The sequence below is a fragment of the Sphingobium sp. AP50 genome (genome assembly GCF_900109095.1).
In the GTDB taxonomy this organism is placed as follows: Bacteria; Pseudomonadota; Alphaproteobacteria; order Sphingomonadales; family Sphingomonadaceae; genus Sphingobium.
The window spans coordinates 23,846-46,824 of record NZ_FNYZ01000006.1 but is presented as its reverse complement, the minus strand read 5'-3'; the positions used below and the strand labels follow the sequence as shown (position 1 = coordinate 46,824).

Genomic DNA, 22,979 nt, shown 5'->3' with positions numbered 1-22,979 from the left:
AGCAATCCACCCGCGCGAGCATGGCTTGCTTCGCTTCGCTCGCAATGACGTGTGAATTACATGTCTGGACCAGCACCGTGACCCACCCTTCCCCCTGGCGCATAGAGGCCAGCGCGCTGATCGCGCTCGCCTTGCCGATGATCGCGGGCAATATCGCCTGGTCGGCCATCGCCGCCAGCGACCTGTTGCTGCTCGGCCGCCGGGGCGCAGAAAGCGTGGCCGCCGGCGCGCTCGCCATCAACCTGTTCCACGCGCTGCTGCTGTTCGGCATGGGCCTCGTCACCGCCGCGTCACCGCTGATCGCCAGCGAACGGGGCCGCCGCCGCCACAGCGTGCGCGACGTGCGCCGCACCGTGCAACAGACATTGCGCGCCGCCCTCTTCTTCGTGCTCCCCGCCTGGGTGCTGCTCTGGAAGTGCGAAACGATCCTGCTCGCCATGGGTCAGGATGCCGATCTGGCGCGGGAGGCCGGGCATCTGATGCACGGCCTGCAATGGGCGCTGCTCCCTTTCCTCGGCTTCACCACGCTGCGCAATTTCATCGCCGCGCTGGAACGGCCGATCTGGGGCCTCATCATCATGCTGGCGGCGATCCCGGTCAATGTGCTGATGGGCTGGGCGCTGATCTTCGGCCATCTCGGCTTCCCGACGCTCGGCCTGTTCGGCGCGGGCCTTGCCAGCACCCTCTCCTCCTGCTTCCTCTTCTTCGGCCTGCTGACAGTCATCCTGATCGATCGCCGTTTCCGCCGCTATCGCCTGATGGGCCGCTTCTGGACCCGCGATCGCGAACGGCATCGGCAGGTGTGGGCGCTCGGCCTGCCGATCGCGATCACGCTGGGCTTCGAAACCACCGTGTTCAACGCCTCGGCGTTCCTCATGGGCCTCATCAACCGCGACTCGCTCGCCGCCCATGCGGTCGCGATCCAGATCGCGGCGCTGGTCTTCATGGTGCCGATGGGCATCGGTCAGGCTGCGACCATCCGCGTCGGCATCGCCTATGGCCGTCGCGATCATGCCGGTATCGCCAGGGCCGGCTGGCTGGCGCTGATGATCGGGACCGGCTTTGCCTGCTGTGCCGCCGCGCTGCTGATCCTGATGCCGCGCACTTTGGTATCGGCCTTCCTCGACCTGTCCAATCCGGCGAACGCCCGCACCGCCGGTCTGGCGGTCAGCTTCCTCGCCATCGCCGCCCTGTTCCAGCTTGTCGACGCGGCGCAGGCCGTAGGGGCCGGCGTGCTGCGCGGGGTACAGGATACGACCGTACCGATGATCTTCGCCCTGATCGGCTATTGGGTCGTGGGCATTGGCGTGGGCACCCTGCTCGCCTTTCCGCTGCATATGGAGGGAGTCGGCATCTGGCTGGGCCTTGCCAGCGGCCTTGGCGCGGTCGCCCTGCTGCTCATCACCCGCTGGAGTCTGCGCGAACGGCTGGGCCTGCTGCCCGGCTGAACGGTTCATCCTATTGATTGCACAACAGGAACATGGTGCGGCGCACAAAGCAATTGAAAGAATCAGCAAAATCGGTCAGGGAAAGCCAATCATGCAAGCCCCGACCGAGATTTTTGAAGCCATCGCGCTCCAGAAGTGCCTGAAGGTGACCTATAATAAAATGGTCGTCACGCTGGCGCCGCACATCCTCTATACGCGCCACGATGAATTGTTCATCGACGCCGTGACCACTGACCGGAACGGCACGCCCCCGCGCGAGCTGAAGCTGGGCACGTTCAAGCTGGTCGGGCTGTCGGACATTCAGGTGCTCGATGAAAATTTCGAGGCGATGTACGGCCTCTATAATGAAACCGACGACAAATATAAGAATGTGACCCTGTTTGCCGTCACCCCCGAAAGCCAGGCCGCCTGAAAGGGTACAGCCTGACCGGTGGTTAAAAGCGGGCGGCCAATGGCCGCCCTTTTCATTTCTTCAATCGGTATCCGGTGCGGAATATCCAGCCGATGATCCCCAGGCACAGCGCTATCATCCCCGCGACGAACAACAGGCTATATTCGATAGCCACATCGCCCCGGCCAAAGAAGGTCCAGCGGAAGCCGGAGATCAGATAGACGATCGGGTTGAACAAGGTCATCGTCTGCCACGGCTGCGCCAGCATATGCACGGAATAAAAGGCGCCGCCCAGAAAGGTCAGCGGCGTCACCACCAGCAGCGGGATCACCTGCAACTGCTCGAATCCCTGCGACCAGATGCCCAGGATGAAGCCGAACAGGCAGAAACTGATCGCGATCAGCAGCATGAAGCCGGCCATCGCGACCGGATGGGCGACATGGATATCGACGAACAGATGCGCCGTCGCAAAGATGATCGTCCCCACGATCAGCGATTTGGTCGCCGCCGCGCCGACATAGGCGATCACCGTCTCCGTCGCGGAGATCGGCGCCGACAGCAGTTCATAGATGGTGCCGCTATATTTGGGCATATAGATGCCGAAACTGGCGTTGAAGATGCTCTCCGTCAGCATCGACATCATGATCAGGCCCGGCACGATGAACGCACCATAGGCGATGCCGTCCACCTCCGTCATGCGCGATCCGATCGCCCCGCCGAACACCACGAAATAAAGCGTCGTGGTGATCACCGGCACCAGCAATCCGGTCAGCAGGGTGCGGCGAAAGCGATGCAGCTCAAATTTGTAGATCGCGGCGATGGCGCGAAAATTCTGGAGGCTCATGCCGCCTTCTCCTGATGCACCAGTTCCACGAAAATATCTTCCAGGCTGCTCTGCCTTGTGTTCAGATCCTTATAGCCGATCCCCAGGTCGCCCAGCCTGCGCAGCAGCGACGACACGCCGGTCCGTTCCGCCTGCGTATCGAAAATATATTCCATCTCATGCCCGTCCGCGCCCAGCGTGACATGCCATTCGCCCAGTTCGGCCGGCACCGCCGCCAGCGGATCGGCCAGCACGACGGTCAGCGTCTTCTTGCCCAGCTTCTTCATCAGCGCGGTCTTTTCCTCGACCAGCATCAGTTCGCCGCCATTGATCACCCCCACCCGGTCGGCCATTTCCTCGGCCTCCTCGATATAATGGGTGGTCAGGATGATGGTGACGCCGGTCTGGCGCAGTCCGCCGATCAGCTTCCACATGTCGCGGCGCAATTCCACGTCGACGCCGGCGGTCGGCTCGTCCAGAAACAGCACGCGCGGCTCATGGCTCAGCGCCTTGGCGATCATTACGCGCCGCTTCATGCCGCCCGACAATTCGATGATCCTGTTGTTGCGCTTGTCCCACAGCGACAGGTCGCGCAGCACCTTCTCGACATGGGCGTCATTGCGCGGCAGGCCGAACAGCCCCCGGCTCAGCCGCACCGTGTCGATCACCCGCTCGAACTGGTCGGTATGCAATTCCTGCGGCACCAGCCCGATCGCGGTGCGCGCGCCGCGATAGTCGCGCACGATATCATGCCCGGCCACGGTCACGCTGCCGCCACTCGCCCGCGCAATGCCGCAGATGATGGAGATCATCGTCGTCTTGCCCGCGCCGTTCGGCCCCAGCAGCGCGAAAATCTCGCCTTCCTCGATATTCAGGTCGACGCCCTTCAGCGCCTCGAAGCCCGACGCATAGCGTTTCGTCAGGCCCTTAATTTCTATGATGGATGCCATGGATGGCTCTGCCCCTTTTGCGTTGCGGCAAAGATAGGGCGGCAACCCCGCTATGCAACCGCCGCGCGCACTGCCGCCATCAAAAGCAAAGCCCATTGCCGCCATAACGGCGCGGGTCTAGCATCGCCGCCCGTCATGCGGAGTAGGCATCATGAAAAAGCCGTTGCTGTTCCTCTCGATTGCGCTCGTCATCGCTCCCGATATCGCCCTCGCCCAGCAACAGCAGCATCAGGGCAACCAGCCCCGGCCGACCACCCGCCCGGCTCCACAGCCTCCGAAACCCCAACCGCCTCGCCCCGGTGGGCCATCGGTTCAGCCACCCAGACCCCAACCTTCCAGACCCCAACCTTCCAGACCCCAACCTTCCAGACCACAACCACCCCGTCCCGGCACGGGCGGCCCCGCCATTCAGCCGCCCCGGCCCGGCACAGGCGGTCCGGCTATCCAGCCACCTCGCCCCGGCCGCCCGCAGCCACCGCGCCCGGTCAAGCCGCAGCCGCCGCATCGCCCCGGCGCCGGACGCCCGCCCAATTTCCGGCCGATGCCCGGCCCCGTCTTCCGCTATCCGCACGGCTATCGCTATCGCCGCTGGTCGATCGGCCTGCTGCTGCCGTCGCTCTTCCTGTCGTCGCGCTATTATTATGACGATTATGTCCGCCTCGGCATCGGCGCGCCGCCCTATGGCTATCGCTGGGTGCGCTATGGCCCGGACCTGCTGCTGGTGCGGATCAGGACGCGCCGGGTGGTCGACGTGATCTACGGCGCCTTCTACTGACCGAAACGAAAAAGGGGCCGCATCACCCGATGCGGCCCCTTTTCGATCATCTGTTCCTATTCGCCCGTTCCTACTCACCACGCCGGAAGAAGCGAAAAACCGTCGCGGGCGGGAAATTCCGCACCGTCTGGCCGACCCGCTCCACATCCAGGTTCAGCGCGTCGATAATCTCGCGGCTCACCGGCGGGCGCATCGAATAAGTGAACTGCACGAAACTGCCGCCCGGCTTCAGCATGCGGAAGGATTCGGACAATATGTCGCGATGCATGTCCCGGTCCATCGCCAGCAACGGCAAGCCGCTCACCACGATCTGATAGTCGCCCGGCTCTCCGGCGGTCGCGGTCGACACGATCTGCGCAGGCGTTTCCAGCACCGCCACCTGCGGGAAATGCCGGCGCAATCCGCGCGCGAAGGCCGGATTGATCTCCACCACTTCCAGCTTCTCGGCTGGCAGCCCGGTTTCCAGGATCGCGCGGGTGAACACCCCGGTCCCGCCGCCCAGTTCCAGCACGCGGCCATCCTGCGGATCGATCTGCGCCACCATCAACCGCGCAAGATGCCGACTCGACGGCACCACGGATGCGGTCTGGCGCGGCTTCTTCACCCAGGCGGCCAGAAAATCGAGATATTCGGTGGCGCGCGCGCGAAATTCGCCATTCTGCAAGGCGATCACGCGGCTGCGCTTGGGCTTATGCTGCATGTGCGAGATGCGACCGTCTATCCATTACGACTCCCTTAGCGAGACGGAAGGGCCACGTCGATTGACTTTAACGTCTCCACCCTCTCCTGCAACCAATCGGCCACCGCGCCGATCCGCGCCAGCCGCCGCATATCATCCTGCATCACCAGCCAGAAACTGCGGATAATCTCCACCTTGTCGGTCATCAGCGGCATCAGGCCGGGGTCGCGCCGCCCGATAAAGTCCGGCAAAACGCCGATGCCCGCGCCCTGCACGATCATCCGATGCTGCATGATGATGCTGGTCGATCGCAGATGCGCCTCCAGCCCCGCCTCCACCTCGTCCAGATAATCCAGTTCGGGCGAGAAGATGAATTCCGGCACATAGCCGATCAGCGTGCAATCGCGCAGATCGGCGGGCTTGCCCGGCCGCCCGACCCGCTCCAGATAGGCGGGCGAGGCATAAAGATGCAGCCGATAATCCCCCAGCCGCCGCACGGTCAGCCGCCCACGCTGCGGCCGCGCCAGCATCACCGCCATGTCCGCTTCCCGGTTCGACGGATTGAGGAAGCCTGAAGCGGTGATCAGGTCCAGCCTGATGCCCGGATGCCGCCGGTTGAAATCGCCCATGCCCGGCGCAAGTACCCAGGCGCCAAAGCCCTCCGCCACCGATAGCCGCACCTGCCCGCTTAAGCGATGCCCCTGCCCCTGCACTTCCTCCATCGCCGCCAGCGCCGCGCTTTCCACGCCCTCTGCATGGCGCAGCAGCGCCTGCCCGCGTGGCGTCAGCGCCCGCTCGCCCCCGGCCATTTCGAACAGGTCAGCCTCCAGCGCCTTTTCCAGCCGCGCCAACCGCCGCGCGATAGTCGTGGCGTCGATCCCCAGCGTTCGCGCTGCCGGCGCCACCTTGCGGGCCCGCGCCACCGCCAGAAATACCCGCAGATCGTCCCAGTCGAACATCGGCCCACCCTGCAAATTTGCAGCGCGTTCATGCACAACTTCCCCATTGCTGGCAATATCGCTAGATTGCTAAGAGAGAGGCAAGAGACAGATCCTGTCGCGCGGCAGGACGGAAGGAGAGCATGACCCAATTCGACCTGACCGACGATCAGCGGGCGATCCAGGAAATGGCGCAGCGCTTCACCGCCGACGCGATCACGCCGCATGCCGGCGAGTGGGATGAAAAGCATATCTTCCCCCGCGACACGATCCGCGCGGCGGCGGAACTGGGCTTTGGCGGCATCTATGTGTCGGAGGAAGCGGGCGGCATCGGTCTTGGCCGGCTGGAAGCGGCGCTGATCATGGAGGCGATGGCCTATGGCTGCCCCTCGACCAGTGCCTTCATTTCGATCCATAATATGAGCGCCTGGATGATCGACCGTTTCGGTAGCCAAGCGCTCAAGGACAAATATCTCCCCGATCTCGTCCCCATGACCCGCATGGCCAGCTACTGCCTGACCGAAGCGGGCGCAGGGTCGGATGCCGCTGCGCTGAAGACGAAGGCGGTCAGGGACGGCGACCATTATGTCGTCACCGGCTCCAAGCAATTCATCTCCGGCGGCGGCGAAAATGACCTCTATGTCGTCATGCTGCGCACCGGTGAGGATGGTCCCAAAGGCATTAGCTGCCTCGTCATCGAAAAGGACATGCCGGGCGTCAGCTTCGGCGCGCAGGAACGCAAGCTGGGCTGGCATTCGCAACCCACCGCCCAGGTCAATTTCGATGCCGTCCGCGTGCCGGTCGAAAATCTGGTGGGGGCGGAGGGCGAAGGCTTCCGCATCGCGATGATGGGGCTGGACGGCGGCCGCCTCAATATCGGCGCCTGCTCGCTGGGCGGCGCACAGCGCTGCATCGATGAAAGCGTCACCTATACCAAGGATCGCAAACAGTTCGGCCAGTCCATCGCGGACTTCCAGAACACCCAGTTCACCCTGGCCGACATGCAGACCGAATTGGAGGCCGCCCGCACCCTGCTCTATGCCGCCGCCGTCAAGGTGACGGAAAACGCGCCGGACAAGACCCGCTTCGCCGCCATGGCGAAGCGCTTCGCCACCGACACCGGATCATCCGTGGTCGACCGCGCGCTGCAATTGCATGGCGGCTATGGCTATCTGATGGACTATCCCATCGAACGCTTCTGGCGCGACCTGCGCGTGCACTCCATATTGGAAGGCACCAATCAGGTCATGCGCATGATCGTCGCGCGGGACATGTTGCGGCAGTAATTTTGCAGGAAAGAAAATCCGTTCGTGCTGAGTAGGGGCTGAGCGAAGTCGAAGCCCCGTATCGAAGCACCGATCCTTCGATACGCCATTTCGACTTCGCTCAATGCCTGTCCTGAGCGCCTGCCTTGGCAGGCAGTCGAAGGGGCTACTCAGGACGAACGGCACAAGGAGCCGATATGACCGACCAAGTCCTGACCATAATCGAAAACGGTGTCGGCCGCATCCGCCTCAACCGACCAAAGGCGATCCACGCCCTCACGCCGGTCATGTGCGAAGCGATCAACGAAGCCCTGCTCGGCTGGGCGCTGGATGACAGCGTCGTCGCGGTCATGATCGATCATCTGCCCGCCGCCGACGGCGATCCCAAACTCTCGCGCGGCTTCTGCGCTGGCGGCGACATCGCCCTGATCGCCAACAGCGCGAAGGCCGATTGTGTCGAGGCGGAACGCTTCTTCATGCAAGAATATCGCATGAACCATCTGCTGTTCGTCTACCCCAAGCCGATCGTCGCCTTCATCGACGGCATCGTCATGGGCGGCGGCGTCGGCATATCCCTCCCCGCCCGCTTCCGCGTCGCTACCGAGCGCACGACTTTCGCCATGCCCGAAACCGGCATCGGCCTGTTCCCCGATGTGGGCGGCGGCTGGTTTCTGCCGCGCCTGCCCGGCCGGGTCGGCGCCTGGCTGGCGGCGACCGGATCGCGCATCGACGGATCGGATTGCGCGGCGATCGGCATCGCCACCCACTATATCGCCTCTGATAATCTGGAAGCGATCAAGGCCCGTATCCTCGCCGATCCGCTGGGGCTGGGCGAGATACTGGACGAAAATGCCGAAGTTCCGCCCCCCTCGAAGCTGGAAGCCCATCGCGCCGAGATCGATCGCCTCTTCGCTTCAGACCGGGCGGAGGATATCGTCGCCGCGCTGAAGGCCGATGGCGGCGAATGGGCAACCAAGCAACTGGCCGTGCTCGCCACCAAATCCCCCCAGACGATCAAGGTCGCGCTGCGCCAACTGGTCGAGGGCGGAAGCAAGGCCAGTTTCGCCGACAATATGGCGATGGAATATGGCCTTGCCTGCGCGATCATCCGCCGCCCCGATTTTGTCGAGGGCGTGCGCGCGGTGATCTTCGACAAGGATAATGCCCCCCTCTGGTCCCCGGCGACGCTGGAGGACACCAGCGACGCTATGATCGACGCCATCTTCGCGCCCCTGCCACCGGAGAAGCAATGGACCCCGCTATCGGGCGTGGAGCCGGGGATGGGCTGACCTGTCCTATCTGGCGGGTGAGGGTTATGCTCGGCACGACTTCCCCGCCTTTCCGATAGGATCAGGCCCACGCAATAAAATGTCAAAATTCACGGGAAATATGCGAAGCTAAGCGGGAGAGAATATAGTCATGACCCAGACGATCGCCTTCATCGGCCTTGGCAATATGGGTGGCGGCATGGCCGCCAACCTGCTCAAGAACGGCTATGCCGTGCGCGCCTTCGACCTGTCGGAGGAGGCGCTGGCCAAGGCGCAAAGCCATGGCGCGGTCCGCGCCACCAGCGCCGCCGATGCGATCGCCGGGGCCGACGCGGTGGTCACGATGCTGCCCGCCGGCAAGCATGTCGAAAGCGTCTATGGCACCGAAGTCTTCGGCGCGGCAAAGCCCGGCGCCCTCTTCCTCGACTGCTCCACCATAGACGTCGCCACCGCCCGCCGCGTGATCGAAGCCGCCGTCGCCAAGGGGTTCGAGATGGTCGACGCCCCGGTTTCGGGCGGCATCGCGGCGGCCAATGGCGGCACGCTCACTTTCATGGTCGGCGGCACCGACGCCGCCTTCGCCAGCGCCAAGCCGATCCTCAGCGCCATGGGCCGGGCGGTGATCCATGCCGGCGGCGCAGGTAATGGTCAGGCGGCCAAGATCTGCAACAATATGCTGCTGGGCGCCACCATGGTCGCCACCTGCGAAACTTTCGCCATGGCCAAGAAACTCGGCCTCGATCCGCAGACCTTCTATGATATCAGCAGCGTGTCGTCGGGTCAGAGCTGGTCGATGACCAGCTATTGCCCCGTCCCCGGCGTCGGCCCGCAATCGCCGTCCGACAATGGCTATCAGGGCGGCTTTGCCGTCGGCCTGATGCTCAAGGATCTGAAACTCGCGACCGAAGCCGCCGCACTGGTCGGCGCCTCCGTCCCCATGGGCAATACCGCCGAAGCCCTCTACCAGCTCCTCGCCAATCAGGGCGAAGCCACCCGCGACTTCTCCCTGATGATCGAGATGCTGGAAGGAAAATAACACAACCGCCGTTCGTTTCGAGCGCAGTCGAGAAACGTCAAGCGCTGCGCTGGCAGCTTCCCGACTTCGCTCGAAGCGAACGGATAAAGGTTACTTCCCCTTGCCCGCCTCCGCCGCAGCCAGCACGCGCAGCACATTGCCGGACCAGATCTTCTCCAGATCGGCCTGCGTATAGCCCGCCTTCAGCAGCGCGGCGGTGATCTTGGGCAGGTCGACCACATCTTCCATGCCGACCACGCCACCGCCGCCGTCCCAGTCGAGGCCAATGCCGACATGCTCCGGCCCCACGACCTTCAGCGCATGCAGCATATGCGCCATGAAATCGTCGAAGGTCGGCCGGTCGGTATCGGGATAGAGCTTGTCGATCTCCTGCCGCTGGGCCAGCAGTTCGGCCCGCTTCTCCGGCGACAGCTTGGCGTCCTCCCGCATCTGGCCGTAGAGCGCCATCAGCGCCTTCTGCCGCTCCGGATTGGGCTTGGAAGCCCGCAAGTAAGTGCCATAGGCGTTCATCTGGATGACCCCGCCCTTGGCCGCCAGTGCCTTCAGATGCTCGTCATCGATATTGCGGGGATGATTATAGACCGCCTTGCACCCCGAATGGGTCAGCAGGACAGGCGTGGTGGAAAGCGCCAGCAGATCGTCCAGCACCTGATCGCTGCTGTGCGACGCATCGGGCACGATGCCGAGGCGATTCATTTCCTTCAGCAATTCCTTGCCCAGCGGACTGAGCCCGCCATAGCGCGGCTTCTTCGACGGATCGGTCGAACTGTCGGCGAACTGGTTGTGCGCGAAATGGGCAAAGCCCGACACCCGCACGCCCATGTCGTAGAAGGTCTTGATCAGCGACACGTCCTCGCCCAGCGGATAGGCATTTTCGATCGACATATAGACGATACGTTTGCCCGACGCCGCGATCGGCGCGGCGTCCTTCGCTTCCAGCGCCAGCGTGAAATTCGCCGGGTCCGCCGCCACCATGTTGCGGATCGAAAGCCCGCGCAGGATCGCAAAGTCGCGCGCCTTGCGGAACCCTTCGATCGTCAGCGGCCCCTGCCCCGTATAGATGGCCCAGAAACCGCCATCCAGACCGCCCTTCTTCATCCGCGGCAGATCGACCTGGGTGAAGTCGCTATGGACGCCATGCTCCTCCTCGATCGACCAGCCCGGCAGATCCAGCGAAGCGGGCGTATCGAGATGGCTGTCCAGCGTGATCAGCTTCTGGTGCAGCTGATAGACCTGCTTGGTGACAACCGGCGCCTCCGCTTGCGCGGTCAGCGGGAGCAGCGCGACGACCGCTGCCCCCATCATCAAAACAGTCCGCATCAAATTTCGCCCGAAATGGTGAACTGGAAGGTGCGCGGGCTGAGCGGACGGAAATTGCCGTCGCCCGTCACCGATGCCGAGATATAGGACAGCGTATCCTTGTCGAAGATATTGTCGATATTGAACCGCGCCTTCACGCCCTTCACCGGCCCCAGGGTGAAGCCATCGCCAATGTCGACATAGGCGCTGAACACGGTGAAGCCCTTCACGCTCGAACCGGCCGAATTGTCGAAGGTCGACCAGCGCCGGCTGGTATATTTGCCGGAGATGTTGCCGACCAGCCAGCTCGCCGGCTCGATCGTCACGCCGCCATTGACGATCCACTTGGCGCTGTCCGGGATATATTTGCCATCGGTCTGATAGGTGGTCGTCGCGGTGACGATATCGTCCTTGAACTTGGCGATATTATAGGTGGCGTTCAGGTTGAAATAAGCGAGGCCGTTCAGATAGCTCGGCTTGTAGGTGCCGCTGAATTCCGCGCCATAGGCCGTCACCCGGCCGACATTCTGATAGAAGGTTTCGATGACGTTGGTCGTGCCGGGCAGGATCGACCCGATCGACTGGATGCGGTTCTTGAACTTGGTGTAATAGACCGCATAGGAGGCATAGAACTGCCCCTGATTGGTGCGGATGCCCGCCTCGAAATTCTGCGAGCGTTCCGGCGCCGGCGCAGGCACCCCGGCCGACGTGCTGGCGAGCGAGACCGAGAAGATATCGTCCAGCCCCTTGGGCAGCGCCATATTCTCCGAATAGGACGCAAAGACCTGGCTCTGGTTGTTCAGCTTGTAGAGCACGCCCGCCTGCGGCAGGAAGCCATCGCTATAGCTGGTACGCAGCGTCTGCGGACCCCAGCCCGCCACCCAGACCGGCGAAGCGGTGGTCCCCGCATTGCGGTAATAATCGTTGAAGTCGCGATAGCCATTATAGCGATAGTCGATGTGCAGCGCCTTGATCCCCAGATCGAAGATCAGGCTGTCGTCCAGCAGGGTGATGCGATCCTTGACGAAGGCCTGCGTCGTGTTGCGCTGCGACTGATAGTCGCGGCGAACATAGACCAGTTCGTTCAGGTTCGGCGCGCTGGCGGGCGACCCGTCGGTGGTGTTGTAGCGCGCCTGCGTGCGATTATAGGTATCGACCTCCGCCCACAGGCCGGTTTCCAGCGTGTGCGCGCCCAACTCCCAGTGCAGCTTGGTGGTCAGGCCATAACGGTCGCCACCCACGGTCGACAGGCCATATTGCGTACCCTTCGGCGCGGTCAACGCGATGCCGGCCGCCGTCTCGCGCGTGTAATAGAGCAGGCTGTTGGCATAGGTATCCGGCGACACGCCATAGCCGCCCTTGTCTTCATAATAGGCCGTCGCTTCGGCCCACACGCCATCGGCGATACCGGCATGGACGGTGCCGCCATACAGCTTGTCGTCGCGCACGTTAATCGCCAGCGTATTTGTATAGGCATAGTTGGCGTTGCTATAGGCCGGGCCACCGGCGATCGGGGCGAAGCCGGGCGTGGTGTTCGGCACGACCGAAATATAGCCGCGATCCCGGCCGCTCTTCCCGCCGACATCGGTGCCGGTCAGATATTGGCTGCGGCTCAGCGTCGGGGAATCGAAGTCGTTGAACTTGTTCGACACGAACTTGAACCGCGCCCAGCTATCCCCGCCAAGGTCCGCATGCACCATGCCTTCCCAATGTTCGCGATCCACCGTGCCGTCCCCACGCCACAGATCGGTGTTCAGCTTGGTACGGCTGACATAGGCGCGGAACGGACCAACCTGCCCGGTGCTGGCGCGGATGAAGGTGCGCTTCATGTTGAAGTCGCCGAAGCTCTGGGAGACGAACAGCCCCATTTCTTCCTGCGGGTTGATGCTGTTATATTGCACAACCGGACCCAGCGTCGAATAGCTGGGCAGGCCAACATCGCCCGCACCCACGGCCGCTTCCACCACGCCCAGATTTTCATTGTCGACATAGCGGAAGACGGGGCTGCCGCCAAAGGCGTCGCTGCGGCCGGTCGGGATGCCATCGACCACGAAGCCGATCTGGTCGAGATTGAAGGCGCGCGTCTGCACGCTGTTGCCAAATTCATAAAGGCCCAGTGCACCATCGGTCTGCACGTTGAAGCCCGGCAATTGCTCCAGCATCTTCAGGCCGGAGATACCCGACGGCGCGGACAGCAAAGCCTCGCGCGTCACGGCGACGACATTCGTCACCTTGTCCTGACCGATCGCCTCCGCCGATTGCGAGATGCGGCGGCCGGTCACGGTGATGCTGCTCTCATCGCCTCCAGCGGCCTCCTGCGCATGGGCGGTGCTCAGCGCGCCAGAGGCGCAAGCCAATAGCAGCGCAGCGCGCGCGGAAAGACGGATGGACGAGGATACGGACATTCAAAGGCTCCCTGTTTCACAACGCGATGGCAGAGAGGTCGCACCGGACGGTGCGCCTCTCCCCATGACTTGTCGCGTTTTCTTGTGAAACGAGAGTGCCGGGCAACTCCACCACGGACCAATGAGAATTTCTCAGTCCGTGGCGAGATAATCAAAATATTATGAAAGGCTTAGCGCCCTTTCCAGACGCCCGGCCGCTTCTCGACAAAGGCGGTCATGCCTTCCTTCTTGTCTTCCGTCGCGGTCAGTATCTGGAACAGGCGGCGTTCGGTGAGGATGCCCTGCGCCAGCCCCGTCTCGAACGCGACATTGACCAGTTCCTTGTTGATCATGCTGGCCATGGGCGGCATCGCGGCGATGCTGGTGGCGGTCTTGATCGCCTCGTCCAGCAATTCCGCTGCCGGCACCACCCGGCTCACCAGCCCAGCCCGCTCGGCTTCGGCCGCGTCCATCATCCGGCCGGTCAGGCACATTTCCATCGCCTTGGCCTTGCCCACCGCGCGGGTCAGGCGCTGCGATCCGCCCATGCCCGGCGCCACGCCCAGCTTGATTTCAGGCTGGCCGAACTTCGCCGTGTCACCCGCCAGAATGAAATCGGCCATCATCGCCAGTTCGCACCCGCCGCCCAGCGCAAAACCCTGCACCGCTGCGATCCACGGCTTGCGGGTCGCGACCACGCCCGTCTGCCAGCCGGAAAAGAAATCCTGAAGGAAGAAGTCGGCCGCGTCCTTCTCCACCATTTCCTTGATGTCCGCGCCTGCCGCGAACGCCTTTTCGCCGCTGCCCGTCAGCACCGCACAGCGCTGGGCCGGATCGGCGTCATAGGCGGCAAAGGCGGCGCTCAGATCCTTGAGTACCTGACTGTTGAGCGCGTTCAACGCCTGCGGCCGGTTGAGCGTGATCAGCGTCACCGCGTCGCGCTGTTCGACCAGGATCGTTTCATAGGTCATAGCCATCTCCCTTTATCCGTTGGCAACCGCTCTATGGGCGTCGGCGACGCTGCGCCAGCCCCCATCCAGCGCGCAAAACTGCCGCGCCTATCGGCACAAATGCATGAAATCGCGATCATAGCTTTTGAGATGCGCGCCGCCATCGACATAGAGGGTCTGGCCGGTCATAGCGGTCGCATTGGTCAGATAGAGCACCGCCTGCGCAATCTCCTCCGCCTGCGGCAGACGGGCGAGCGGCATCATCTCGCCCAGTCGTTCCATCTGCGCCTCGTCATAATCCGGCGTCGCGATCGTCAGCCCCGGCGCGACCGCATTGACCCGCACTCGTGGCGCCAGACTGGCGGCGCTGGTCCGAGTCAGCCCCGCCAGCGCCAGCTTGGACAGGGTATAGGCGAACTGGTCGGCATGGGGATGGTCGATCCGCTGGTCCAGGATGTTGACGATGCACCGGTCCCCTGCACCAGCAGGGATCGTCGCAAAGGCCTTGGTCAGCATCGTCGGCGCCGCGCAATTGACGGCATAATGACGCATCAGATCGTCGGCCGTCACCGTTTCCAGCCGATCCTGCCCGAAAATGGCGGCGCTGTTCACCAATATGTCGGGCGGACGACCGAAGCGTTCCGCCACCTTGGCGATCAGTTCCTCCGCTCCTTCGGGATCGGCGAAATCGACGACGAAGCCATCCCACTCGGTCTTTTCCTCTTCCAGCGTCAGCGCCAGATGAGAATCGAGCCGCGTGTCATGGCTGCCGTGAATGGCGAGCGAATGCCCCGCCTTCGCCAATGTCGCGGCGATGATGCCGCCCAGCCGCCGGTGCCCGCCCGTGACCAGCGCCAGCCGCTTGGGCGCCAGCGGCGCGCCGACCGGCACCGCATCGCTCCGCGCCTTGCCCAGCGGCCGATAGGCAGGTTCTTCCGCTTCACTCATGAAGCGATGAGCTTCAGCACTTCCTCGCGCGACTTTTCATCGTCGCGGAACACGCCCAGCATCCGGCTGGTCTTCATGATCACATTGGGCGTCCGCACGCCGCGCCCGGTCATGCAGCCATGGGTCGCCTCGATCACCACAGCCACGCCCTGCGGCTTCAGATGCTCCTGAATGCAGTTGGCGACTTCGGACGTCAGCCTCTCCTGCACCTGCAACCGGTTGGCAAAGGCATGCAGAACGCGGGCCAGCTTGGAAATGCCCACCACATATTGGCCCGGCAGATAGGCGATATGCGCCTTCCCCACGATCGGCGCCATATGATGTTCGCAATGCGACTGAAACGGAATATCCTTGAGCAGCACGACATCGTCATAGCCGCCCACCTCATGGAAGATGCGCGACAGATGATAGGCCGGATCGTCGCCATAGCCGCGGCAATATTCCTTCCACGCCCGCGCGACGCGCTCGGGCGTTTCCAGCAGCCCTTCGCGTTCGGGAGCATCGCCGGACCAGCGGATCAGCGTGCGGATCGCGTCCTGGACCTCCGCCGGGACCGGTTCCTTGCTTACGCCGACGCTTTCGGCTTCGAGTTCACATGCCATGAACAGGCGCTCCTTCCATCAATTGGTCCGCATATGGCGTCTCGCCCCAGCGATGGCCAGCCCTTTCGGGGTGACTGGACACAAGATCGCTGCGGTGGCACATCGCTCCCACAGGGATCGCCACAACTATAAGTCACGCCGTAAGATATTCATGCGCACAGAAAAAATCGCTGCCGTCCTATTGGCAGCCGGCACCTCATCCCGTTTCGGTGAGGAAGACAAGTTGATGGCCGACCTGCGGGGAAAGCCGGTGGCGGCGCATACGCTGGAAACCGTCGCCTCCATGGCCTTTGCCGAACTGGTCGCCGTGGTGCGGCCGATCGAATTTGCGCCGGTCCTCCATCGCAAGCTCGACCGGCGCGGCTATACGATTTTGGTCAATGACCGGCCCGAAGATGGCATATCGGGCAGCATCGTCCGCGCGGTCGAACATGTGCTGCCCGACGAGAAGATACGCGGCATCCTTATCTGTTTGGCCGACATGCCCGATGTGCCGCCCAGTCATTATAATCGCATCTGCCTGGCCGCTGAGGACATACGCTCCGTCGTCGCCAGTACCGACAGTTTCTCCTCCTCGCCCCCCGCCTTCATCGGGCGTAAGCATTTCCCCGAATTGCTGGCGCTAAAGGGCGATCAGGGTGCGCGCGCCTTGCTCAGCCACGGGCTTCAGATCGAAACGACCGGCGCCATCCTGCACGATATCGATACGCCCGAAGACCTGACCGGCCGGAAATCGGTAACGCCCGACTGATCAGCTTGAGCGGGTGGGGTCGGTCATGGCATCGCTCATTTCGCGGGCATCCGGCGCGCGACTGATCGGCAGCGATCCGGTCTGCCGTTCCAGCCGCCGATGCACGACCGGCGCGTCGGGCCCGGCATGGAGGGCGGCAATCGCCTCACTATTGGCGATGTCGGCCACGGTGCGCCGCTGGTTATGGCGCACATAATCCAGCCAGGTCGACACATGATAGCGCTCGACCCACAGGTCGGGCTCGCCCAGATCGCGCAGCAATTGCCAGCCATGGGCGCCATCGCGCCGACGGATGCGGCGACGCTCGCTCATCGCCGTCAGGAACGGCACGATAGAACCGGGCGGAATATGATATTCGATGGTGATGACCACCGGCCCGCTGCGCGGCTCGATCGGGATGATCGTGTCCGGCTCATGCCAGTCGCCGCGCGGGTCCAGATTATCGTCGCCCACCTGCGGCAGCGGCCGCCAGAAACCCAGCATCGCCGCCACAAATTGCGTCGACGCGGCCGCATACAGGCCGACGACCACACCATGATGTTCCGATATCCAGCCGAACAGCCAGGCGCCGCCCGCCATCCCGCCAAAGGCGATCATCTGATAGAGCGCGACCGCGCGCGCCACCACCCAGCGGGGCGCCGACATCTGCACCGACACGTTGAAGGTCGACAGCGCCAGCACCCAGCCGGCCCCGGCGAGCATATAGCCCAGGATCGCCAGCGCCAGCCAGGGACTTGCCGCCGTCAACGCAGTCCCTAGCGCCAAAGTCAGCGCGGCGGACCGCACGATCGTCTCGATCGAAAAACGCGCGCGCAGCGTCCGACTGGACAGCGCGCCCATCACCGCCCCGATGCCGAACGCACCGCTGGTCACACCGAATGTCAGCGCCCCGCCGCCCAGCACATCGCGCGCGACCAGCGGCATCAGCGCCGACACGGCGGCAGCGCCAATACCGAAGGCGCCTGCGCGCAGCAGCACCAGCTTGATTTTGGGCGATGCAGCGACATAGCCCACGCCCGCCACCATCGCCACACCCAGCCGTTCGCGCGGCAGCAGCTTGGGCGGCAGGTCCGGCCGCCAGCGCGCCAGCACGAACAACAAGCCGACATAGCTGATCGCATTGACCAGAAAGGCCGCCGCCGCGCCTGCCGCCGCGACGATCACGCCGCCCAGTGCCGGCCCGACGCTGCGCGCCAGATTGAAGCCCATGGAATTCATCGCCACCGCGCTGGGCAAGATCGTGCGCGGCACCATATCCCCCACCGAAGCCTGCCAGGCAGGGCCGTTAATCGCGGTCGCGCACCCCAATGCAAAGGTGAAGCCCAGCAGCAGCCAGGGCGTGATCAGCCCGGCCCAGGCCGTCGCCGCCAGCAAAGCCGATGTCAGCAGCATCGCCGACTGGCAGAGGATCATCACCTTGCGCCGGTCCAGATTGTCGGCCACCGCGCCAGCCCAGAGCGACAGCAGCATGATCGGCAATGTGGTCGCCGCCGGCACCAGCGCGATCAGCACCGGCGAAGCGGACAGCGACGTCATCATCCACGCCGCGCCGACCGACTGAATCAGGCCGCCGAAGTTGGAGGCAAGGCTGGCGGTCCAGATACCGCGAAAAACCGGAATGGAAAAAGGGGACGGAGCCGCTTCGGGCGGAATCTGGGTCGCGCTGTCCATGGGGCCGATATAGACGGCCAGACCGGCGGCGCAATGCGCTTAGACGCGGCCTGTCCGCAGGGCGACAGCCCAATCGAGCCGATCGCGCAGCTCCGCTGCCTGCGCCGCCGCCTCCCAATCATAGTCGATGGCGATCAACTCGGCCTGCCATTCATCGCCGATCCGTTCGACGATGGCATAGCGCGCATGTGGCGAACCCGTCTCCACCTTGTGCGGTACGGGATGATCGTCGCCATAGGCCGGCAGGCCGACGCTGCCCGGATTGACGATCAGGCCACCACCCGGCCGCCGGTGGACGCGCGGAATATGGGTATGGCCGCACAGGATCAACGGCGCATCCACGCCTCCTGCCCGCGCCTCGATCTCTTCCGTCGTCGCGGCGCACACCTGCCCGCCCTCCAGGCTTTCCAGCCAGTAACACAGGTCATCGCCCGGCGCGCCATGGACCATCAGCACGTCCGGCGCGATCCACAGGCTATCGGGCAGGCTGGCGATCCAGTCGCAATGCCGGGGTTCCAGCACCGACGCGGCATAGCCATCAGACAGGCCCATTCTGTCCCGATGCTGCGTCAGCAATTGCCGCTCATGATTACCCCGGATCGTCGGCAGTTCCCATGCCATCAGCCGATCCGCCGTCTCGCAGGGCCAGAGCGGCCCCGACAGGATATCGCCCAGATTGACGATCCGTTCGACACCGCGCGCGGCGACGTCCGCCAGTACGGCATTCAACGCAATAAGATTGCCATGAATGTCGGAAAGAACCGCTATGCGCATCGGATCATCCTGCCGGGCGGCCGCGGCCATCCTGTCCTACAAAGGGTGATAAGCGGCAATGCCTAACGGCTCTTTCCCATCGTCCACCTCTATCTATCCACGCAACATGATTTCCTACACGCGCCAGAAAATGTCACGTTTCGCGGGAAATATGCGAAGTTAAGGCGTAGCTTTCCTATCGCGCCTGATCTGATTGGCAGCGGATTGCCGCCGATCAGTTCATCGCCAGGATCATGTTCCGCACCTGCGGATAGACCTGCTTTTCCCATTTGCTACCGGAAAAGACGCCATAATGGCCGACTCCCGGCTGAAGGTGATGGCGCTTGAGATGCGGGCGCAGCCCAGTGCACAGGCCATGCGCGGCAGAGGTCTGGCCAACGGCGCAGACATCGTCCTTCTCGCCCTCGACCGTCAGCAGCGCCGTCTTGCGGATCGCGCCCGGATTGACCGTGCGGCCTCGGACGGTCAGTTCGCCCTTGGACAGCAAGGTGCGCTGGAACACCATGTCCACGGTTTCGAGGTAGAATTCCTTGGTCATGTCCAGAACCGCGAAATATTCCTCGTAGAAAGTCTTGATCCGATCCGCCTCGACCGTCTTGCCATCGGCCAGCAACTGGTAAAGCTCGCGATGGGTCGCGCCATGGCGCTCCATGTTCATCGATACGAAGGCCGACAGTTGCAGGAAGCCCGGATAGACTTCGCGCCCGCGCCCGGCATAGCGGAACGGCACGACGGAAATCAGGTTCTCCTCGAACCATTTGATCGATTTTTCATTGGCCAGATCATTAACCACGGTCGGCGCCGCATTGGGATCGATCGGCCCCCCCATCAGCGTCATCGACTTGGGCGTCGCCTTGTCCTTGTCCTCCGACATCAGCGCCACCGCCGCCAGCGCCGGGACGCAGGGCTGGCATACCGACACCAGATGGGCGCCTTCGCCCAGTTCCTGCAGGAAGCGGATCACATAGTCGACATAGTCGTCGAAGCCGAAGCGCCCGGCCTCCAGCGGCACGTCGCGCGCATTCTTCCAGTCGGTGATGTAGACATCATGGTCGCGCAGCAGCGTCGCCACGGTGCTACGCAGCAGCGTCGAAAAATGCCCGGACATCGGCGCCACCACCAGCACCTTGGGCTGGTGCGCCTCCACATCATCCTTAACGAAGTGCAGCAGGTCGCCGAACGGCAGGTCGAGCGCAATCTCCTCGCGCACCGACACCTCGGCATTGCCGCTGGTCACAGTATGAATGGCGTAGGCGGGCCGCTTGTGGGTCAGCTTGGCGCCCTCGAACACATCCATCAGCGCGAACATGCGCCGCGGCATCGCCCAGTCGGCCATCGGCCCCATCTTGTCCCGCATGCCCAGTGCCCATTGCGCGCCCAGACGAGCGGGAGCCAGCATGTCGTTCCAGGCCTGATAACCACTGTAAAGCATACGCATGATAACAAAAAAGCCTTGATCTGTGTGCGCGAACCGAATCGGTATTTTGCTGAAACGCTATACAGGCTTTTTGTGTTGCACTGCATCACCATTAATGGGACGTTGGACTAAAGCGGGAGGGTAGCCATGGCTGTCGCGGAACTCACTCTATCCAGTAAGAATTATTCGTCCTGGTCGCTGCGCGGATGGCTTTTGTGCCGCCTTGCGGGGCTGAAGGTGGAGGAAAAACCGGTCGCGCTCGACGATCCCGAGAACCGGGCCGAACTGCTCCTCCTCTCCCCTTCCGTACTGGTCCCGCGCCTCACCCATGAAGGGGCGAGCGTCTGGGACACGCTGGCGATCGCCGAATATCTGCATGAGCTTTATCCGCGGGCCGCCATGTATCCGGCCGACCGTATCACCCGCGCCCATTGCCGGTCGGTGTCGGGCGAAATTCATTCGGGCTTCGCCAATCTGCGGTCCGCCCTGCCGATGAATTTGAAGGTGCGCCACGCCCGCTTCCCGATCTTCTCCGGTGCGAAAGCGGATATCGAGCGGATCGAAACCATCTGGCTGGAATGTCTGGACAGCTATGGCGGCCCCTGGCTATTCGGCGATACGCCAACTGTCGCGGACGCCATGTTCGCCCCGGTGGCGCAGCGCTTCCTGACCTATGCCGTCCCGGTGACGCAGACCTCGGCCGCCTATTGCCAGACGATCAACAACTGGCCGCTGATGCGCGAATGGATCGATGCCGCGCGCGCCGAACCGGAAGAGATGGCCGAACTCGAAATCGAATTCTGAGCGTTTGTTCGGGAATGCGCCTCTGGCGCATCCGTCGAAAATGCGCTCTTTCGCGCATTTTTCAAACAGACTCCGATCCCTCTTTCCCCTGCGCGGGGCCGGGCGTAAGGCGTTCGGATGACAATCCGCACCCTTGCTTTGGCCCTTGGCCTGACCGCCGCCCTCACCGCCCCCGCGCTTCATGCCCAGACCACCGATCCGAAGCGACTTGAACAGTCCGTCCGCACCATGGCATCCGACCTGTTCGAAGGGCGCGCGCCCGGCACCGTCGGCGAAGAACGCACGATCGGCTATCTCGTCGCCCGCTTCGAGCAACTGGGGCTGGAGCCGGGCGGCCCGGACGGCCAGTGGGTGCAGACCGTGCCGCTGCTCCACACCCGCCTCGGCCAGGCCGAAGGGTTGCAGGTCGCCCAGAACGGTACTGCCACCCCCTGGACCTTCGGCAAGCAGGTCTATCTCTCGACCCTCCAGCCCAAGGACAAGGTCGCGCTCGCCAACGCGCCCATGGTCTTCGTCGGCTATGGCGTCTCCGCGCCCGAGCGCGGCTGGGACGATTTCAAGGGCGTGGACCTGAAGGGCAAGATCGCCGTCTTCCTGATCAACGACCCGGACTTTGAAGCCGCGAAGGGCGAAGACCCGTTCGGCAAGTTCGGCGGCAAGACCATGACCTATTATGGCCGCTGGACCTACAAGTTCGAGGAAGCGGCCCGCCGCGGCGCGATCGGCGCGCTGATCATCCATGACACGCCGGGCGCGGGCTATGGCTGGAATGTCGTCACCAGCCCGAGCGGCGAAAATTACGACCTCGTTCGCCCCACCGACAAACTGACCAGCCTGCAAGTACAGGGCTGGGTCGAGGGGGATGCGGCCAAGGCCCTCTTCACCGGCGCCGGTCAGGATCTGGCCGCGCTGCGCAAGCAGGCCCGTTCCGCCAAATTCAAGCCGGTCGAACTCAAGGGCGCGACCTTCTCCGCCGCTTTCCCGGTGACGCAGGAAGTCGTCAAGAGCGCCAACGTCCTCGCCCGCATCCCCGGCGCCAAGCGGCCGGACGAAACGGTCATGTATGGCGCCCATTGGGACGCCTATGGCAAGGGCGCACCCGACGCGCAGGGCCGCATCTATCGCGCCGGCGCCAATGACGACGCGCTCGGCATGGCCGGCCTGTTCGAAATCGCCCGCGGGTTCAAGACCGGCCCCGCCCCCGACCGCTCGATCGTCTTCGCCGCCTGGACGGCCGAAGAACGCGGCCTGCTAGGATCGGAATTTTATGCCCAGAGCCCGGTCTATCCGCTCGACAAGACGGTCGCCAACCTCACCATCGACGTGCTCCAGACCGCCGGCAAGGCGAAGGACGTGATCCTGATCGGCAAGGGCCAGAATGTGCTGGAGGACGATCTCGCCAGGTTCGCGGCAAAGCAGGACCGTGTCATCACGCAGGAAAGCCTGCCCGAACGCGGTCTCTTCTACCGCGCCGACCATTTCTCCATGGCCAAGCGCGGCGTGCCCGTGCTGCTCATGATGGGCCTTGCCGGCGCATCCGACATGGTCGAGGGCGGCCGCGCCGCCGGCCAGGCGTGGATCGATGCCTATACCGGAAAATGCTATCATCAGGCCTGCGACGCGGTCGACGACACATGGAAACTGGACGGTGCCGCGCAGGACGTGGACCTGATGTACGACATCGGCCGCGACCTCGCCTTCTCGACCCGCTGGCCCGAATGGAAGGCCGGCTCCGAATTCAAGGCCATCCGCGACAAGAGCGCGGCGGTACGGAAGTAATCCCTTCTACTCCCCTCCCTTTTAAGG

Annotated in this window: 21 protein-coding genes; 9 read left to right on the top strand and 12 right to left on the bottom strand. The window is 63.6% G+C overall.

Annotated elements, in window-relative coordinates; genetic code table 11:
• The first annotated feature begins 44 nt into the window (after positions 1-44).
• Together BMY84_RS12115 and BMY84_RS12110 are read left to right on the top strand one after the other, a co-directional pair.
• On the top strand, positions 45-1,448 hold the full coding sequence (locus tag BMY84_RS12115; RefSeq protein WP_093084154.1) for an MATE family efflux transporter: 1,404 nt from the start codon (positions 45-47) through the stop codon (positions 1,446-1,448).
• A 91-nt stretch (positions 1,449-1,539) separates the two neighbouring features.
• The gene (locus BMY84_RS12110) at positions 1,540-1,860 is read left to right on the top strand and encodes a hypothetical protein (RefSeq protein ID WP_093012206.1); all 321 of its coding nucleotides are present in this window, start codon (positions 1,540-1,542) and stop codon (positions 1,858-1,860) included.
• A 52-nt stretch (positions 1,861-1,912) separates the two neighbouring features.
• Here BMY84_RS12110 and BMY84_RS12105 read toward each other — a convergent pair whose 3' ends face one another.
• Together BMY84_RS12105 and BMY84_RS12100 are read right to left on the bottom strand one after the other, a co-directional pair.
• The gene (locus tag BMY84_RS12105) at positions 1,913-2,683 is read right to left on the bottom strand and encodes an ABC transporter permease (RefSeq protein ID WP_093084152.1); all 771 of its coding nucleotides are present in this window, start codon (positions 2,681-2,683) and stop codon (positions 1,913-1,915) included.
• Entirely contained in the window at positions 2,680-3,612 is a 933-nt protein-coding gene (locus BMY84_RS12100; protein ID WP_093084151.1) for an ABC transporter ATP-binding protein, read from the bottom strand. Before BMY84_RS12100 ends, BMY84_RS12105 begins: the two co-directional genes overlap by 4 nt.
• A 151-nt stretch (positions 3,613-3,763) precedes the next feature.
• Here BMY84_RS12100 and BMY84_RS12095 point away from each other — a divergent pair, with 151 nt between their 5' ends.
• Positions 3,764-4,387, top strand: a complete 624-nt coding sequence (locus BMY84_RS12095) for an RcnB family protein (protein ID WP_093084149.1) — start codon at positions 3,764-3,766, stop codon at positions 4,385-4,387.
• Between the two features lie 70 nt (positions 4,388-4,457).
• On the opposite strand, the gene BMY84_RS12090 is transcribed toward BMY84_RS12095, so the two are convergent.
• Together BMY84_RS12090 and BMY84_RS12085 are read right to left on the bottom strand one after the other, a co-directional pair.
• Complete coding sequence (locus BMY84_RS12090; protein ID WP_093084147.1) at positions 4,458-5,087, bottom strand: class I SAM-dependent methyltransferase; 630 nt, start codon at positions 5,085-5,087, stop codon at positions 4,458-4,460.
• A gap of 35 nt (positions 5,088-5,122) precedes the next feature.
• Entirely contained in the window at positions 5,123-6,025 is a 903-nt protein-coding gene (locus tag BMY84_RS12085) for a LysR family transcriptional regulator (RefSeq protein ID WP_093084146.1), read from the bottom strand.
• A gap of 122 nt (positions 6,026-6,147) precedes the next feature.
• Between BMY84_RS12085 and BMY84_RS12080 the strand changes: the two genes are divergently transcribed.
• The 3 genes from BMY84_RS12080 (at position 6,148) to mmsB (ending at position 9,573) form a co-directional block, all read left to right on the top strand.
• Entirely contained in the window at positions 6,148-7,290 is a 1,143-nt protein-coding gene (locus BMY84_RS12080; RefSeq protein ID WP_093084144.1) for an acyl-CoA dehydrogenase family protein, read from the top strand.
• 176 nt (positions 7,291-7,466) lie between these two features.
• Entirely contained in the window at positions 7,467-8,558 is a 1,092-nt protein-coding gene (locus BMY84_RS12075) for an enoyl-CoA hydratase/isomerase family protein (protein WP_093084143.1), read from the top strand.
• Positions 8,559-8,688: 130 nt separating this feature from the next.
• On the top strand, positions 8,689-9,573 hold the full coding sequence (mmsB, locus tag BMY84_RS12070) for a 3-hydroxyisobutyrate dehydrogenase (RefSeq protein WP_093084141.1): 885 nt from the start codon (positions 8,689-8,691) through the stop codon (positions 9,571-9,573).
• A gap of 90 nt (positions 9,574-9,663) precedes the next feature.
• Here mmsB and BMY84_RS12065 read toward each other — a convergent pair whose 3' ends face one another.
• The 5 genes from BMY84_RS12065 to folE form a co-directional block, all read right to left on the bottom strand.
• On the bottom strand, positions 9,664-10,893 hold the full coding sequence (locus BMY84_RS12065; protein ID WP_093084139.1) for a dipeptidase: 1,230 nt from the start codon (positions 10,891-10,893) through the stop codon (positions 9,664-9,666).
• On the bottom strand, positions 10,893-13,277 hold the full coding sequence (locus BMY84_RS12060) for a TonB-dependent receptor (protein WP_093084138.1): 2,385 nt from the start codon (positions 13,275-13,277) through the stop codon (positions 10,893-10,895). Before BMY84_RS12060 ends, BMY84_RS12065 begins: the two co-directional genes overlap by 1 nt.
• Positions 13,278-13,447: 170 nt before the next feature.
• A complete protein-coding gene (locus BMY84_RS12055; protein WP_093084136.1) occupies positions 13,448-14,227 on the bottom strand; it encodes an enoyl-CoA hydratase-related protein in 780 nt (259 codons plus the stop codon).
• Positions 14,228-14,314: 87 nt separating this feature from the next.
• Positions 14,315-15,154 (bottom strand): SDR family oxidoreductase, encoded by an 840-nt coding sequence (locus BMY84_RS12050; RefSeq protein ID WP_093084135.1) that lies wholly within the window; start codon positions 15,152-15,154, stop codon positions 14,315-14,317.
• Entirely contained in the window at positions 15,151-15,756 is a 606-nt protein-coding gene (folE, locus tag BMY84_RS12045) for a GTP cyclohydrolase I FolE (protein WP_093084133.1), read from the bottom strand. Before folE ends, BMY84_RS12050 begins: the two co-directional genes overlap by 4 nt.
• A 151-nt stretch (positions 15,757-15,907) precedes the next feature.
• Between folE and BMY84_RS12040 the strand changes: the two genes are divergently transcribed.
• A complete protein-coding gene (locus tag BMY84_RS12040) occupies positions 15,908-16,507 on the top strand; it encodes a nucleotidyltransferase family protein (RefSeq protein ID WP_093084132.1) in 600 nt (199 codons plus the stop codon).
• Here the strand turns inward: BMY84_RS12040 and BMY84_RS12035 are convergent, their stop codons facing one another.
• The 3 genes from BMY84_RS12035 to BMY84_RS12025 all read right to left on the bottom strand — a co-directional run bounded on the left by BMY84_RS12035 (position 16,508) and on the right by BMY84_RS12025 (position 20,390).
• Complete coding sequence (locus tag BMY84_RS12035; RefSeq protein WP_093084130.1) at positions 16,508-18,178, bottom strand: MFS transporter; 1,671 nt, start codon at positions 18,176-18,178, stop codon at positions 16,508-16,510. It lies immediately after the preceding gene.
• Positions 18,179-18,217: 39 nt separating this feature from the next.
• On the bottom strand, positions 18,218-18,952 hold the full coding sequence (locus BMY84_RS12030; protein WP_093084391.1) for a metallophosphoesterase family protein: 735 nt from the start codon (positions 18,950-18,952) through the stop codon (positions 18,218-18,220).
• 214 nt (positions 18,953-19,166) lie between these two features.
• Positions 19,167-20,390: a polyhydroxyalkanoate depolymerase gene (locus tag BMY84_RS12025; RefSeq protein ID WP_093084129.1), complete on the bottom strand. Its 1,224-nt coding sequence runs from the start codon at positions 20,388-20,390 to the stop codon at positions 19,167-19,169.
• Between the two features lie 126 nt (positions 20,391-20,516).
• Here BMY84_RS12025 and BMY84_RS12020 point away from each other — a divergent pair, with 126 nt between their 5' ends.
• Positions 20,517-21,173, top strand: coding sequence for a glutathione S-transferase (locus tag BMY84_RS12020; protein ID WP_093084127.1), 657 nt, complete (start codon positions 20,517-20,519; stop codon positions 21,171-21,173).
• A gap of 117 nt (positions 21,174-21,290) precedes the next feature.
• Entirely contained in the window at positions 21,291-22,952 is a 1,662-nt protein-coding gene (locus tag BMY84_RS12015) for a M28 family metallopeptidase (RefSeq protein WP_093084126.1), read from the top strand.
• The last annotated feature ends 27 nt before the right edge of the window (positions 22,953-22,979 follow it).

Bases quoted from the DNA above. Each gene is read 5' to 3' on its own strand.
- BMY84_RS12115 (WP_093084154.1), top strand. From the start codon at position 45: ATGACGTGTGAATTACATGTCTGGACCAGCACCGTGACCCACCCTTCC.
- BMY84_RS12110 (WP_093012206.1), top strand. From the start codon at position 1,540: ATGCAAGCCCCGACCGAGATTTTTGAAGCCATCGCGCTCCAGAAGTGC.
- BMY84_RS12105 (WP_093084152.1), bottom strand. From the start codon at position 2,683: ATGAGCCTCCAGAATTTTCGCGCCATCGCCGCGATCTACAAATTTGAG.
- BMY84_RS12100 (WP_093084151.1), bottom strand. From the start codon at position 3,612: ATGGCATCCATCATAGAAATTAAGGGCCTGACGAAACGCTATGCGTCG.
- BMY84_RS12095 (WP_093084149.1), top strand. From the start codon at position 3,764: ATGAAAAAGCCGTTGCTGTTCCTCTCGATTGCGCTCGTCATCGCTCCC.
- BMY84_RS12090 (WP_093084147.1), bottom strand. From the start codon at position 5,087: ATGCAGCATAAGCCCAAGCGCAGCCGCGTGATCGCCTTGCAGAATGGC.
- BMY84_RS12085 (WP_093084146.1), bottom strand. From the start codon at position 6,025: ATGTTCGACTGGGACGATCTGCGGGTATTTCTGGCGGTGGCGCGGGCC.
- BMY84_RS12080 (WP_093084144.1), top strand. From the start codon at position 6,148: ATGACCCAATTCGACCTGACCGACGATCAGCGGGCGATCCAGGAAATG.
- BMY84_RS12075 (WP_093084143.1), top strand. From the start codon at position 7,467: ATGACCGACCAAGTCCTGACCATAATCGAAAACGGTGTCGGCCGCATC.
- mmsB (WP_093084141.1), top strand. From the start codon at position 8,689: ATGACCCAGACGATCGCCTTCATCGGCCTTGGCAATATGGGTGGCGGC.
- BMY84_RS12065 (WP_093084139.1), bottom strand. From the start codon at position 10,893: ATGCGGACTGTTTTGATGATGGGGGCAGCGGTCGTCGCGCTGCTCCCG.
- BMY84_RS12060 (WP_093084138.1), bottom strand. From the start codon at position 13,277: ATGTCCGTATCCTCGTCCATCCGTCTTTCCGCGCGCGCTGCGCTGCTA.
- BMY84_RS12055 (WP_093084136.1), bottom strand. From the start codon at position 14,227: ATGACCTATGAAACGATCCTGGTCGAACAGCGCGACGCGGTGACGCTG.
- BMY84_RS12050 (WP_093084135.1), bottom strand. From the start codon at position 15,154: ATGAGTGAAGCGGAAGAACCTGCCTATCGGCCGCTGGGCAAGGCGCGG.
- folE (WP_093084133.1), bottom strand. From the start codon at position 15,756: ATGGCATGTGAACTCGAAGCCGAAAGCGTCGGCGTAAGCAAGGAACCG.
- BMY84_RS12040 (WP_093084132.1), top strand. From the start codon at position 15,908: ATGCGCACAGAAAAAATCGCTGCCGTCCTATTGGCAGCCGGCACCTCA.
- BMY84_RS12035 (WP_093084130.1), bottom strand. From the start codon at position 18,178: ATGGACAGCGCGACCCAGATTCCGCCCGAAGCGGCTCCGTCCCCTTTT.
- BMY84_RS12030 (WP_093084391.1), bottom strand. From the start codon at position 18,952: ATGCGCATAGCGGTTCTTTCCGACATTCATGGCAATCTTATTGCGTTG.
- BMY84_RS12025 (WP_093084129.1), bottom strand. From the start codon at position 20,390: ATGCGTATGCTTTACAGTGGTTATCAGGCCTGGAACGACATGCTGGCT.
- BMY84_RS12020 (WP_093084127.1), top strand. From the start codon at position 20,517: ATGGCTGTCGCGGAACTCACTCTATCCAGTAAGAATTATTCGTCCTGG.
- BMY84_RS12015 (WP_093084126.1), top strand. From the start codon at position 21,291: ATGACAATCCGCACCCTTGCTTTGGCCCTTGGCCTGACCGCCGCCCTC.